General features: G+C 66.3%; 12 protein-coding genes. 6 read left to right on the forward strand and 6 right to left on the reverse strand.

The genetic code is table 11. From position 1 onward, the window contains the following. From VZC37_RS12555 to VZC37_RS12570, 4 genes are read right to left on the reverse strand one after another with little or no spacing between them, the layout of a single operon-like run. A complete protein-coding gene (locus VZC37_RS12555) occupies positions 1-1,344 on the reverse strand; it encodes a cytochrome P450 (protein WP_330432855.1) in 1,344 nt (447 codons plus the stop codon). Then, positions 1,341-2,129 carry an SDR family oxidoreductase gene (locus VZC37_RS12560; protein WP_330432857.1) on the reverse strand — a complete coding sequence of 263 codons (789 nt, stop codon included), beginning with the start codon at positions 2,127-2,129 and terminating at the stop codon, positions 1,341-1,343. The genes VZC37_RS12555 and VZC37_RS12560 overlap by 4 nt, the downstream gene beginning before the upstream one ends. Continuing rightward, positions 2,129-3,367, reverse strand: a complete 1,239-nt coding sequence (locus VZC37_RS12565) for a cytochrome P450 (protein WP_330432858.1) — start codon at positions 3,365-3,367, stop codon at positions 2,129-2,131. Before VZC37_RS12565 ends, VZC37_RS12560 begins: the two co-directional genes overlap by 1 nt. Next, positions 3,367-3,948, reverse strand: a complete 582-nt coding sequence (locus VZC37_RS12570) for a TetR/AcrR family transcriptional regulator (protein WP_330432859.1) — start codon at positions 3,946-3,948, stop codon at positions 3,367-3,369. The genes VZC37_RS12565 and VZC37_RS12570 overlap by 1 nt, the downstream gene beginning before the upstream one ends. 64 nt (positions 3,949-4,012) lie before the next feature. Between VZC37_RS12570 and VZC37_RS12575 the strand changes: the two genes are divergently transcribed. The 6 genes from VZC37_RS12575 to VZC37_RS12600 all read left to right on the forward strand — a co-directional run bounded on the left by VZC37_RS12575 (position 4,013) and on the right by VZC37_RS12600 (position 9,968). Beyond that, a complete protein-coding gene (locus tag VZC37_RS12575; protein WP_330433142.1) occupies positions 4,013-5,479 on the forward strand; it encodes an aldehyde dehydrogenase in 1,467 nt (488 codons plus the stop codon). A 367-nt stretch (positions 5,480-5,846) separates the two neighbouring features. Next, a complete protein-coding gene (locus VZC37_RS12580) occupies positions 5,847-6,593 on the forward strand; it encodes an SDR family oxidoreductase (RefSeq protein WP_330432860.1) in 747 nt (248 codons plus the stop codon). Continuing rightward, complete coding sequence (locus VZC37_RS12585; RefSeq protein ID WP_330432861.1) at positions 6,590-7,486, forward strand: NAD(P)-dependent oxidoreductase; 897 nt, start codon at positions 6,590-6,592, stop codon at positions 7,484-7,486. Before VZC37_RS12580 ends, VZC37_RS12585 begins: the two co-directional genes overlap by 4 nt. Then, positions 7,483-7,866 (forward strand): carboxymuconolactone decarboxylase family protein, encoded by a 384-nt coding sequence (locus VZC37_RS12590; protein ID WP_330432862.1) that lies wholly within the window; start codon positions 7,483-7,485, stop codon positions 7,864-7,866. Before VZC37_RS12585 ends, VZC37_RS12590 begins: the two co-directional genes overlap by 4 nt. Next, a complete protein-coding gene (locus tag VZC37_RS12595; RefSeq protein ID WP_330432863.1) occupies positions 7,863-9,251 on the forward strand; it encodes an alpha/beta hydrolase domain-containing protein in 1,389 nt (462 codons plus the stop codon). Before VZC37_RS12590 ends, VZC37_RS12595 begins: the two co-directional genes overlap by 4 nt. A gap of 60 nt (positions 9,252-9,311) precedes the next feature. Further along, on the forward strand, positions 9,312-9,968 hold the full coding sequence (locus VZC37_RS12600; protein ID WP_330432864.1) for a PaaI family thioesterase: 657 nt from the start codon (positions 9,312-9,314) through the stop codon (positions 9,966-9,968). 8 nt (positions 9,969-9,976) lie between these two features. On the opposite strand, the gene VZC37_RS12605 is transcribed toward VZC37_RS12600, so the two are convergent. Together VZC37_RS12605 and VZC37_RS12610 are read right to left on the reverse strand one after the other, a co-directional pair. After that, on the reverse strand, positions 9,977-10,714 hold the full coding sequence (locus VZC37_RS12605) for a branched-chain amino acid ABC transporter ATP-binding protein (protein WP_330432865.1): 738 nt from the start codon (positions 10,712-10,714) through the stop codon (positions 9,977-9,979). Next, positions 10,711-13,473 carry a branched-chain amino acid ABC transporter permease/ATP-binding protein gene (locus VZC37_RS12610; RefSeq protein ID WP_330432866.1) on the reverse strand — a complete coding sequence of 921 codons (2,763 nt, stop codon included), beginning with the start codon at positions 13,471-13,473 and terminating at the stop codon, positions 10,711-10,713. Before VZC37_RS12610 ends, VZC37_RS12605 begins: the two co-directional genes overlap by 4 nt. Positions 13,474-13,524: the final 51 nt, after the last annotated feature.

The raw sequence follows: 13,524 nt of genomic DNA on the forward strand, positions 1-13,524 counted from the left end.
TCACCGCCTCCGGTACTTCACGCGGCACGGCTGCTGGAGTTGGACCACCATCTTCGAGTGGTCGTTGCGGTAGGTCTCCGACGGTTGGAGCATCTCGAACTCGTAGTTCTGGAACAACACCGAGAAGATCGCCTTGAGCTGCATGATCGCGAACTGCGCACCGACACAGCGATGCCGGCCTGCGCCGAACGGAATCCACGTCCACCGGTTGGCCAGGTCCTCTTGCCGTGGCTTGTCGTAGCGGTCCGGGTCGAAAGTGTCCGGTTCCGGGAAGTCCTCCGGCAGCCGGTTCGAGATCGCGGGCGAGACGGCGATCGACTGGCCGGCCTTCACCTCGAAGTCCTCGACGTGGAAATCGTTCTGCACCACACGCATCAGGACGATGAGCGGCGGGTGGAGACGAAGCGCCTCCTTCAACGCGTTCTCCAGTTGCGGCATCTGGCGGGTGTGCGCGAACGTGTACTCCGGCCGCTCACCCTCCGGTGTGTCACCGTAGATCTCGTCGAGTTCGGCGTACACGCGTGCCATGTACTCGGGATTTCGCAGCAACTCGATCAGCGTCCACGCCGCCGTGCCGGACGTGGTGTGATGTCCGGCGAACATCATCGAGATGAACATGCCGGTGATCGTGTTGGCGTCGAACCCGACCTGGACGAGGACGTCCATCAGGTCGCGATCTTCCTTGTTCTCAGTCGGATTCGCGATCCGCTCGTCCATCACACCCTGGATGAACTCGACCAGCTCGGCCCGCGCCTCGTCCCGCTTGCGGAAGCTCTCGATGTCGGCGTTGTAGTCGACGTAGGCGATCGGGTCGGTGCCCTTTTCCAGATCGTGGAACAGGTGCGCGATGTGGCCGTCGAGCCGCTCGCGGAACTTCCGACCGATCAGGCACGCCGACGACGTGTACAGCGTGAGTTCGGCGAAGAACTCGAGCAGATCGATCTCGCCTTCCTCACCCCAGTTCGCGATGATCCGCTCGGCCTCGTTCGGGATGGTCACCGCATGCTGCTTCATGTGCGGGCCCTTGAGCGCCGAATTGTGGATTGCCTTCGAGCGTTCCTCCGGGCTGGTGTCGAAGACCACGCCCTCGCCGAACACGGGTGTCATGAACGGGTATGCGGCGGCCTGATCGAGATCCTCTTCCGGCGCGCGGAAGAACTCCTCGTTCGCGAGTGCGCCGGAGACCAGCACGACTTCACGGTCGGCGAGTTGGAACTGTCCTACGTCGCCACATTCCTCGCGCACGCGCCAGAACAGACCGATCGGGTCGGTGGCCAGTTCGTCGAGGTGGCCGTGCTCGCCGTCTCCGCCGGAGACGCGCTTGGGCTTGGTCAGAGCGGTCATGCGTCGGATCCCTTCTTGTTGAGTGCGCCTTCGGCCTCGATCTCCACCACGCGCATGTGCGCGCCGCGCGGCATCGCGACGATGGCGGCGACGCCCTGGGCGAGATGCTCCGGCGCGAGGAAGTTCCCGTGCCGCGCCAGGCCGTGTTTGATCCAGTCGTTGAGCATGGCCTCGGTGGATTCCTGATCCAGATTCATACCCATCCCGGTGATGGTCTGCCCGGGACGGATGACACTGGCCCGCACCCCGGTTCCCTCGAGCTCCAGTTGTACGGTCGCCACAAGTCCGTCGATGCCGGCCTTCGCGGCCACATAGGCCGATGACCACGGACGCGGATGCAACACGACATCCGAACCGATGAACACGAAGTCGCCACGACCCCGTTCGATCATGCCCGGAACGACGGCACGATAGATCCGATGCGCGCCGACGAGGTGAATGTTCACCTGCGAAGCGAACTCTTCCGACGTCACCTCGTAGGACAGTCCGATCGCGAGGTCACCCGCGCCGGCGACCGTGACCTCGATGGGCCCCAACGCAGCCTCGGCCTTGGCGACGCAGTCGACGACCGACTGCTCGTCGGTGACGTCGAGCGGAACGGCCACGGCCTCACCACCGGACGCCGTGATCTTGTCCGCGAGTTCCTGGAGACGGTCGATCCGGCGTGCCGCGAGTGCCACCGGATAGCCTGCTGCAGCGAGGTATTCCGCGGTGGCCGCGCCGATCCCCGACGATGCGCCGGCCACCAGGACCGGACGTCGGTCGGGATGTGGGATGAACGTCATCAGCGCACCTGCACTTTCACGGGGAGTTCGGCAAAGCCACGCACATTCACCGAATGCACGCGAACCGCCTGCTCGATGTCGATGTCGACGGACTTGATGGTTCGGACCACCTCGGACAGGCCGATATTCGACTCGAGCCGGGCCAGGTGGGCACCCAGGCAGAAGTGCGTGCCCATCCCGAAGCTCATCAGCGACTGACTGCAGTCGCGCCCGATCTGGTACGCGTCGGCGTTCTCGAAGACTTCCTCGTCGCGGTTGGCCGACCCGACGAGCAGCAGGACCCGATCGCCCTCCGGGATGGTGATGTCGCCGTAGGTGACATCGGTGGCGACCTTGCGCAGCACCATCTGCGTCGAGTTGTCGTAGCGCAGTGTCTCTTCGGTCCAGTCCGGTACGAGCTCCGGATCGGCGACCACCTTGGCGAGCTCGTCGGGGTTGCGCCACGCCCAATACAGGGCGTTGGCAAGCAGTTTCGTGGTGGTCTCGTTGCCGGCGACCACCATCAGCACCATGAACCCGACGATCTCGTCCTCCGTGAGGCTGGTCTTCTCACCCGTCTCGTCGTCGTCGATCTCCGCGGTGATCAGAGCCGACACCAGGTCCTCACCGAGATCACCTCTGCGCTCGGCGATCAACGCTGTGTAGTACTTGTGCAGCTCGATGTACGCGTAGACGGCGGCTTCGGGGATGTCGAGCACCCCTTCCTCGCGGTGCAACAGCAGATCCGACTGCTTGCGAAGGAAGGACCGGTCGGCCTCCGGCACGCCCAGCAGCTCCGACACCACGTCCATCGGCAGCAGGCCCGCGAAGTCCTCGACGTAGTCGAACTCCCCCTTCTCGAGGCACCTGTCCCAGTGCTGACGGGTCAGTTCGGTGATGCGCTCGGTCAGGTCGTTGACTCGGCGGGGAGTGAAGCCCTTCGACACCAGCTTCCGGATACGCATGTGCTTCGGGTCGTCCATCGCCAGGAACGACATGGACTTGTGAGCATCCGGACCGTACGACGACGGGTCCATCGACACGCCCCATGCGTTCGACAGGTTCACCGCGTCCCGGAAACCGGCTCGGACGTCGGCGTGCTTGGCCAGCGCCCAGAAGTTCATCTCGGCGTTGTAGTAGACCGGCGCCTCGTGCCGGAGCCGAGCGTAGGTGGGATACGGATCCTCGTGGAAGTCATAGGCATACGGATCGAACGGGACCAGATGCTCCATCCCGGTCCGCGTGACGATGTCGGTCATCACTTCTCCATCAGTAGATGTGCGGCTGCGACAAGACGTTCCGACGTCTGCTCGTAGGACATGTGCCCCATCCCTGCGTGCACGAGACCGCCGGCGTAGATCATCTCCAGCGTATCGAGCAGCGGCCCGGGGTGCTCGGGATCGACCTCCAACGCCTCGGCGAGCCGTCGCCGGATGAATCCACCGATGCGCAGACGTAGGTGCTCGACGTCCGGGTCGGTACCGAGCAGTGCCATCGTGACCGCTCCCCCGAGCTGGCCTTCACCGGCCACCACCATCGAGACCTCGCGCAGAACCTGCGAGACCCGTTCAGCGGCCGGGGCCGACAGGTCCGGCTCCGCGACGCCGGCACTGAGACGACGCCAGAAGACTTCCGCCACAAGGTGACTCTTCGACGAAAAGTACGTGTAGGCCGTGGCCGGCGCGACACCCGCCAACTTCGCAACCGAACGCACCGTGAGCCCGTCGAAGCCTTCGGTGTTGAGGACCTCGACGGCCGCGTCGGTCAGCCGATTGACGGTTTCCGCCTGCTGCTGGGTGAGCCTCCGGCGGGTCGATTCCTGGAACACGGGACTGGACATGTGAGCGAGGCTACACTAGCTTTGAACTTGAGTCCAGACACCTGTCCAGATGGAGTTCCAGACAATGGCCCTACGCCCCGCATCGTCGTCAGAACTGCTGATCGACGGCAAACTCGTCACCGGCAACGGTGGCACGTTCGATGTCATGAACCCGGCAACCGAAGAGGTCCTCGGCCAGGCCGCCGACGCCACCGCGGACGACATGGATGCCGCCATCGCGGCCGCCCGCCGGGCCTTCGATGCCACCGATTGGTCGCGCGACCACGCCTTCCGCGCTCGATGCCTCCGCCAGTTGCGGGACGCCCTGCTCGCGCACGCGGATGAGTTCCGCGAACTCACCGTCGCCGAGGTCGGTTGTCCCGCATTCCTGACCAGCGGCCCGCAGTTCGAGGGTCCGGTCACCGACCTGGGCTACTTCGCCGATCTCGCCGAGAACCACGAGTGGACGAAAGATCTCGGACTGGCCAAACCGATGGGCCTCAAGAACACTCGCGAGGTCCGCTCCGAGGGCGTCGGCGTGGTCGGCGCCATCACGCCGTGGAACTTCCCGCATCAGATCAACTTCGCGAAAATCGGCCCGGCCCTGGCCGCCGGGTGCACGGTGGTCCTGAAGCCCGCACCCGACACACCGTGGTGCGCGGCGCTCGTCGGGAAGGTGATCGCCGAGGAAACCGACTTCCCACCCGGCGTGATCAACATCGTCACCTCCAGCGACCACTCGCTCGGCGCCCAATTGTCGACCGACCCGCGCGTCGACCTGGTGTCGTTCACGGGTTCCACCGCGACCGGCCGCAAGGTGATGGCGTCGGCGGCGGAGACGCTGAAGAAGGTGTTCCTCGAACTGGGCGGCAAGTCGGCATTCATCGTCCTCGACGACGCCGACCTCGCATCCGCCTGCTCGATGGCGGCGTTCAACGTCGTCACCCATGCCGGACAGGGCTGCGCGATCACCACCAGGCTCCTTGTTCCTCGCGAAAAGCTCGAGGAGGCAACTGCCCTCACCCGAGATGCGATGTCGGGGTTCGCCGCCGGCGACCCCACCGACCCCGGCACCATCTGCGGACCGCTGATCTCCGCAGCGCAGCGCCAACGCGTCGAGTCCTACATCGAGCTCGCCAAGAGCGAGGGCGGGACCATCGAGGTCGGCGGCGGACGCCCCGCCGACAAGAGCGCGGGATTCTTCGTCGAACCCACACTGATCTCGGGGCTCGACAACTCCGCACGCGTGGCGCAGGAGGAGATCTTCGGCCCGGTTCTGGTGATCATCGCCCATGACGGCGACGACGACGCCATCCGCATCGCCAACGACTCACCATACGGCCTGTCGGGGGCGGTCTGGGGCACGGACCCAGACCGGATCAACAAGGTGGTCAACGGGGTTCGGACCGGCACGATGGGCATCAACGGCGGCATCTGGTATGCGGCCGATGTGCCGTTCGGCGGCTACAAGCAGTCGGGCATCGGACGGGAGATGGGTGTCGCCGGCTTCGAGGAGTATCTGGAGTCCAAGGCCGTAGCGACGCCGGCATGACCATCTGTCACCGACCGCCGGGGCGATCTCGATACACCTCCTCGCAAGCTCGTCGGCTACTCGATCAGCGAGGAGGGGTCCACCCAACCGCTGGTCGATCAACGAAGAAGGGACCACCCACCGCTGGTCGAGTAGCGACGAGCGAGCTTGCCAGCCCGACGCGTATCGAGACCCCGTCGGCCAACCGATCTCGATACGCCTCCTCGCAAGCTCGTCGGCTACTCGATCAACGAAAAAGGACCACCTACCGCTGGTCGATCAACGAGAAATTCCGCTGGTCGAGTAGCGACGAGCGAGCTTGCGAGCCCGACGCGTATCGAGACCCTGTCGATCAACGAGACCGAGAACCACAACAGAAAGCAGGACAATGACTTCCGAGAACCGTAAGCGTTTCCAGGACAAGACCATCATCGTCACGGGCGCCGCCGGAGGAATCGGTGAGGCGTATGCGCGTGGCCTCGCCGCGGAGGGCGCCAACGTCGTGATCGCCGACCTCAACGACGAGGCGGGCAAGCAGGTCGCCGCCGACATCGGCGGTCTGTACGTCAACACCGATGTGTCCGATGAACAGTCGGCACAGGCACTCGCGACCGCGGCGGTCGACGCCTACGGCACGGTTCACGGCCTGGTGAACAACGCCGCCATCTACGGCGGAATGAAGCTCGATTTCCTCATCACCGTGCCGTGGGACTACTACAAGAAGTTCATGAGCGTGAACCTCGACGGGGCACTCAACGTCACCCGCGCCGTCTACCCACACATGGCCGACGGCGGCGCCATCGTCAACCAATCCTCCACGGCGGCATGGCTCTACAGCGGTTTCTACGGCCTCGCGAAGGTCGGCGTGAACGGCCTCACCCAACAGCTGGCCACCGAACTCGGGGGCCAGAACATCCGGGTCAACGCGATCGCACCGGGCCCGATCGACACGGAGGCCACCCGCTCCACCACCCCGAAGGAGATGGTCGCCGACATCGTCAACCGGCTGCCGCTCAAGCGGTTCGGTACACCGGAGGATCTGGTCGGCATGTGCCTGTTCCTGCTCTCCGATGAGGCGGGCTGGGTGACCGGGCAGATCTTCAACGTTGATGGCGGGCAGGTCATCCGGTCATGAGCGACGGCTCCACACCGTCGACCAAGCGCGCGCGGCTCGGCTATGTCGGCCTCGGCAACATCGGCGGCCCCATGGCAGCAAGCCTGGCCAAGTGGGACGGCGGGCTCACGGTCTTCGACATCTCGCGTGAGGCCATGGCCACACTCGTGGATCAGGGTGCGGTAGCGGCGAGTTCGCTGTCCGAGCTCGCCGCCAATGCAGACATCATCGGCATCTGTGTACTGAATGACGAGCAAGTACGCACGGTGGTGACCGGCGACGGGGGGCTGCTCGAGACGGCCGGGCCGGGGACCATCATCACCGTCCACTCCACCATCAGTCCGCAAACAGCCGTCGACCTGGCGGCGACGTGTGCGGCCAAGGACGTCACCCTGCTGGACGCCCCGATCTCGGGTGGGGCCGCCGGTGCAGAGCAGGGCAGGCTCGCCGTCATGGTGGGCGGTGACCGCGCGTCCTACGAGCGTCTCAAGGAGCCGTTCGGCCTGGTGGCAGGAATGCTGGTCCACGCCGGCAATGATGTCGGCTCCGGCACCAAGATGAAGTTGGCCCGCAATCTACTGCATTTCATCTCGTTCAACGCCGCGGCCGAGGCCTCGCGGCTGGCGGAGGCGGCCGGGATCAGTATCACCAAGCTGGGCAAGGTGGTGCGGCACACGGATGCGATCACCGGAGGTGCCGGTTCGATCATCCTGCGCGACACCACGGCACCCATCGAACCCGACGATTTCTGGTACGACGTGTTGATGCCTGTGCGCGGGCTGGGCGAGAAGGACCTCTCACTTGCACTCGAACTAGGACGGGAGCTCGCAGTCGATCTCCCATTGGCCGAGATCGCCCGTCGCGACTTCGCTGCCGGGCTCGGCGTGCCACATCTGGAAGGAGACGCGACATGACCGCGGCGGAAGAGAACACGGACCCCCAGCGACAGAAGGGCCTCGACATGATGTCGAAGGTCTACGGCTGGGAGATGTCGGACGGTCCGGGAGACTTCTTCGCGCACACCTGCGATCAGGTCTTCGGGGAGGTCTGGACCCGCGACGGACTGAGCCTTCGCGATCGGCGACTGCTGCTTTTCGGGGCTCTCGCCGCCACCGGCCAGACCGACGTCGCCGAGATCCAGGCGGGTGCTGCGCTGAAGAACGAGGAACTCACACCGGCGCAGCTCGAGGAGATCAGCTTGTTCCTCTGCTACTACGTCGGCTGGCCACTGGGCACCAAGATGCACTTCATGTTCGGGAAGGTCATCTCGCAACATCAGAAGAACCAAGCGTGACCGAGACCATCGGCTTCGTCCAGCTGCACGGCGGTGACGGCCATTCCGTCGTCAGCGCGACTCCCGGACCCGACCTCACCGCGCACGGCTACCGTGAGGACGAGTACGCCGCCAGTGGCGTCGCCTACAGCTACGAACCCTCAGCGGACCACGAGGTCGTCCCACGTGACTCGGCCAGCTTCACGACGCGCGTGCTCGTGCGCCGTCCGGTCTCGGCCGACGATTTCACCGGCACGGTCGTCGTCGAGTGGCTCAATGTGAGCAGCGGATCGGACGCCGCACCCGAGTACACCTATCTGGCCGAGGAACTCGTCCGCGGCGGATATGCATGGGTGGGAATCTCCGCGCAGTTCACCGGGATAGCAGGCGGTGCCGGTTCGGTGGAGATGGCCGCCGCCGACGGGCCTCAGGCCCTGGCCGACAAAGACCCACAACGCTATGGCTTACTGCACCATCCGGGCGACGCCTACTGCTTCGACATCTTCGGCACCGTCTGCGCGGCACTTCAACAGGCCACGGACAACAGCCATCCGCTGCACGATCTGTCGGTGAAACAGATTTTGGCCGTCGGTGAGTCGCAGTCGGCGATGGCGCTCACGACCTATGCGAACCATGTCGTCGAGGTCCACGACGCCATCGACGGCATCCTCATCCACAGTCGCGCGGCCGGCGAGATGCCCTTCGGGGAACCCGGATGCGGTGTCGACATCGCCACCGTGTTCGACGCGGAGCCGGCGACGATCCGTGAGTCCCTGCGCATCCCGGTGCTGATCGTGCAGACCGAGACCGACGTACTGACGAACTTCCGGTTCGTCCGGTCCCGCCAACCCGACACCGACCGTCTGCGGGTCTGGGAGATCGCCGGCACCGCGCACGCCGACCTCCATCAGATCGGCCCGTACGAGGATCTGCTCGGCTGTCCCATGCCGGTCAACCGCGGGCAACAGCGCTTCGTCCTGCGGGCCGCCCTGAGCCACCTCACGCGGTGGGCCGGCGGAGGTACCCCGCCGCCGTCCGCGCCACCGCTGCGCGTCGACAACGCCACTGCCACTTTCGAACTCGACGAGATCGGCAATGTCCGCGACGGGGTTCGCACGCCGTGCGTCGACGCCCCGACGCAGGTGCTGAGCGGGATCGTCTCCGCCGACCTCCCGCGGATCTGTCTGCTCTTCGGCTCGACCACACCCGCCGACCCCGATCTCCTCGCGCGCCGCTACGCCGACGCCGACGACTACCTCGCGCAGTACCGAGCCGCGACCACTGAGGCCATCGACGCCGGATTCGCGCTCGAAGCCGACCGCGAGGAGATCCTCGCCGATGCCCGCCCCGACCTCGTGCCGGCCCCGACCTCAAACCCCTCAAGCCCACAGTCGACCGTCCGATGAGCCGAGACCGTGCCGAGCGGTGCCGATCACCGCGACCGTTCGAGCAGCGATAGGAGCCCTATGGAGTTCACCCTCGAGGACATTTCCGACGACGAGATCTCGCGCCGCCGGGACCTGTACGAACCGCTCACCGCCTCGGTCCGCGAACTCGTCGACGCCGTGATCCGCACCGAGGTCGACGACGACTCGGTCCGCGAGGCCCATCGATTGGTCCAAGCGGCCGTCGAAACTCTGCGCGCCGAGCAGATCGACGGGTCCTACGGGGTCCGCTTCTCCGCCGACCTGCAGGGCATGCCGTGGGGAAATGCGGTGATCGGGCTGCGAAATGCCATTGCGCCACCTGTACAGACCGTGCGCGACAGCGACGGCCGCGTCACCGCGGACTTCACGCTCGGCGCGGCGTACGAGGGTCCGTCGGACTGTGTGCACGGCGGGATCTGCGCGATGGTTCTCGACCACGTGCTCGGCGACGCCGGTAGCGCCGACGACGTCCCGTGCTACACGGGGACCATCTCGCTGCGCTTTCTGCGCCCCACCCCGCTCGGATCACTGCACGCCGAGGCCGTCATCGTCGAGCGGGACGGGCGGAAGAAGATCGTGCAGGGTTCCTTGTCGGATGCGCAGGGGCAGACGGTGACCGCCGAAGGCGTGTTCATCGTGCCGAAGAACTGGGACGGGCCGATGCCCCGCAAGGCACGACGTCCGGGCGAGGCGTAGCCGACCGTTCACGCCGACGTCGGGTGGTCTCCGACACCGTGGAGATACGCGCGTTCGACTCGCCCCATGTCCGCGGCCAGGGTCGCTGCCGCATCTTCCAGGGCGACCGTACCGTGCACCAGCACGAGTGCCCGGTCGGCGACCTCGAGCGCCAGCCGTACGTGCTGTTCGACGAGGACGACCGCGGTGCCCGTGGCCGCGACCTCACGCAAGACGGACATGATCGACTCGACGACGACCGGCGCGAGGCCCATGCTGAGTTCGTCGATGAGCAGGACCTTCGGCTTCTGCAGCAGAGCTCGTGCGATGGCGAGCATCTGCTGCTCACCTCCGGAGAGCTGCCCGGCAGCGACCCGCAGACGTGGTCGTAGCGCCGGAAAGTACTGCAGCACTTCCTCCATCGGGTCCTCGCCGGACTTGCGCGTGCGCTGGTGGACAGCCAGCCGCAGATTCTGCCGGGTGGTGAGTCGCCGGAAGAGGGCTCGGTCGTCGGGCACCAGGACGACCCCGGCACGGACCGCACGTCGAGGGTTGCCCGACGGCATCTCGTTACCGCCGACACGGACCGTTCCCCCCGCTCTCGGGATCAGGCCTGACAGTGTCAGCAGTAGCGTCGTCTTGCCCGCGCCGTTCGGCCCCAGGAGGGCGACGACCTCACCCTCGTCGACGGAGAAGTCGAGGCCACGGACACACGGACTCGTCCGCACATGCCCGGCGTCGAGATGGGTGCAGTCCAGCACGGTCATGTCGGTACCTCCTCGTTCGCCGGCGGTGTGGGTGCCCCATCTCGCTCGTCGTGTGCGGGTGAGCCCAGGTAGGCGCTGACAACCCGTGGGTCACTGCGGATCTCGGCCGGTGTCCCGGAGGCGATCACCCGGCCGAGGTCGAGCACGACGACCCGGTCACAGATGTCGAACACCAGATCCATGTCGTGATCGACGAGGAGCATCGTCACACCGGATTCCCGTGCCGCCCTGAGTCGGTCACCCAGCCACCGACTCTCGGCGCTGTCGAGTCCCGCGGCGGGCTCGTCGAGGAGCGCTACGGCGGGGCGCCGGGCGAGGACGCGGGCCACCGACACCAGCTGCCGCTGACCTTGCGAGAGGTCCGCCGCGGCCGTATCGGCGAAGCCGTGGATGTCGAGCAGTCGCAGGACCGCGTCGCAGGTTTCCGACGCGTCGCTCCCGGTCATGCCGGCGAGGACGTTCTCCGCCACGGAGAGTTCGTCATAGAGCTCGAGATCCTGGAATGTCCGGCCCAGGCCTGCTCGGCTCCGGCGATGCGGCGGACCGCTCAGTTCCGTGCCGGCCAGCACCACCCGACCGTCCGAGCGAACGAATCCGCCGACGGCGTCTATCAGCGTCGTCTTGCCTGCCCCGTTCGGTCCGATCAGTCCCACGATCTCACCGGAACGCACATCGAAACCGACATCATCGACTGCCCGCACCGTTCCGTACCGAACGGTCATCGCCTCGACGGACAGGATGACCTCGGCCGTCCCCGACCGGGCAGGTGCGTCCGGACGCGGCGCGAGGGTGGGCTCCGAGTGGTCTGTGCCGATCACGGGTGCGGTCGGTGCCGAAGTTCTCCGCGACATCCACCTGTGGAGGAGGCCGGCGAGACCGTCGGGGTTGGTGACCACGGTGAGCACCAGCAGGATTCCGCTGACGAGCATGTAATAGTCACCGAACGCGAGGTAGCGGTCGGAGGCGAAGTAGAGGATGCCACCGGGGGCGAGCACGCCGGCGAGCAACGCTCCGGAGATCGACGTCACACCCGCAACGTAGAAGATCGCGAACAGCCCGATCCCGGCGAACACCGTGAAACTGCCTGCGGTGGCCAGGGTTTGTTGATACGCGAGCAGCGCGCCACCCAGACCCGCGATGAAGGACGCGATGGCGAACGCCGCGAGCTTGACGACGCCGACGTTGATGCCGGTGGCGGCCGCCGACCGTTCGTTCGCCCGCACCGCGAGCATCGACGCGCCCAGGCGGCTGCGACGCAGCCAGGCCACTCCGCCGGCGACGATCACGATGGTCGCCAGGCAGACGATGCCGAAGGCGAGTCGGGGATATCCCTGGCCTGCACCGATTCCGAGATCCAGTCCGAACAGCGTCGGCGGTTCGATCGGCGCTCCCTGCATTCCGCCGTTGAAGGTCGGATTGCGAAACCAGAAGGCTTCGAGGAACACCGCCAACGCGAGTGTCGCGACCATCAGCGGCAGACCACGCACCCGCAGGGCGGGAAGTCCGACCAACACCCCGACCACCATCGCCGCGCACGCCGCCAGCAGCGGCGAGATCGGGAACGGCACACCGAGATCGGAGCTGAATCTGCTGAGACTGTAGGCGCCCACCCCGGCCAGTGTGAGCTGCGCCAGCGACACCTGACCGGCGTAACCGGTGACCACGACCTGCGAGAGCGCGATCACCCCGAAGATCATCGTGGCGATGACCGCGAGCCGAAGACTCCCCGATGTGGTGAGCAGCGCACCGAGCCCGATGATCACACCGATCAGCACCGACAGCGTCAGGCGTCGCGGCCTCGGCGATCGCCCCATGTACTGGCGGATCACCGCACCGCGTCCCGGCAGCGGCTGCCCGCGGATCAGCAGGAATCCGACGATGAGGACGAGCGGCACCGCCTCGGCGACACCGGCCTGCGGCAGCCAGTCCCAGGTCGACTGTAGGTTCGTGGCCTCCGACTGCAGCATCCCGATGAGCAGTCCCGCGCCGACCGTGACGGCGATGCTGGCGAAGTTCCCCACCAGGGCAGCGGCGAGGGCGGGCACGATGAACATGGTGTACGCGACCGGGTTCAGCGGCACGATCGGCGCGATGACGATACCGCCGATACCCGCGGTCGCCGACGACAACGCCCAGTTGCTGATGGCGATCCGATCCGGCGACAACCCGGTGACGAGCGCACCCTTCTCGGACTCGGCGGCAGCCTCGGTGGCGACCCCGAATCGGGTGTAGCGCAGCACGAGTCCGGCGCACACGGCGATACCGACGATGACGACGGCCAGCCACAGACGGTCGGCCGGCACCGCGCTGCTGCCGATCTCGACCGGCTTCGGCGCGAAGATCGGGCCGACGGTCGGCGTGTCCGCTCCGACCCGCAAGGCGATGAGTGCCTGGATCACCAGCATCAGGCCGATGGAGGCGACCGCCTTCGCCAACACCGGAGCGGTCCGCATCTGACGAAAGACGGCCAGATACAGGATCACGCCGAGCACCGCCGAGATGACGACCGAGATGATCATCGCGGGCGCCACGGCCAGATCTCCGCCGAGGTCGATGGTCGACGGGAACCCGGGGATCGGGATGAGCAGCTCCCCGTGCCGTAGGAACGCGAAAGTGTATGCGGCATAGAGGGCGACGGCGCCGGTGGCGAAGTTCACCACACCGGAGCTCTTGAAGGTCATCACCAGGGCGAGGCCGAGTGCGGCGTAGACCGCACCGTTGCCGAGGCCCAACGCGAGGAAGGCGAGATGCTGTGTCATGAGACGTCCTCGGTCGGGGGCCGCACGTGGCGACCCCCGACCATCGGGTCG

This window comes from Gordonia sesuvii (genome assembly GCF_036350415.1).
GTDB classification, from domain to species: domain Bacteria; phylum Actinomycetota; class Actinomycetes; order Mycobacteriales; family Mycobacteriaceae; genus Gordonia; species Gordonia sesuvii.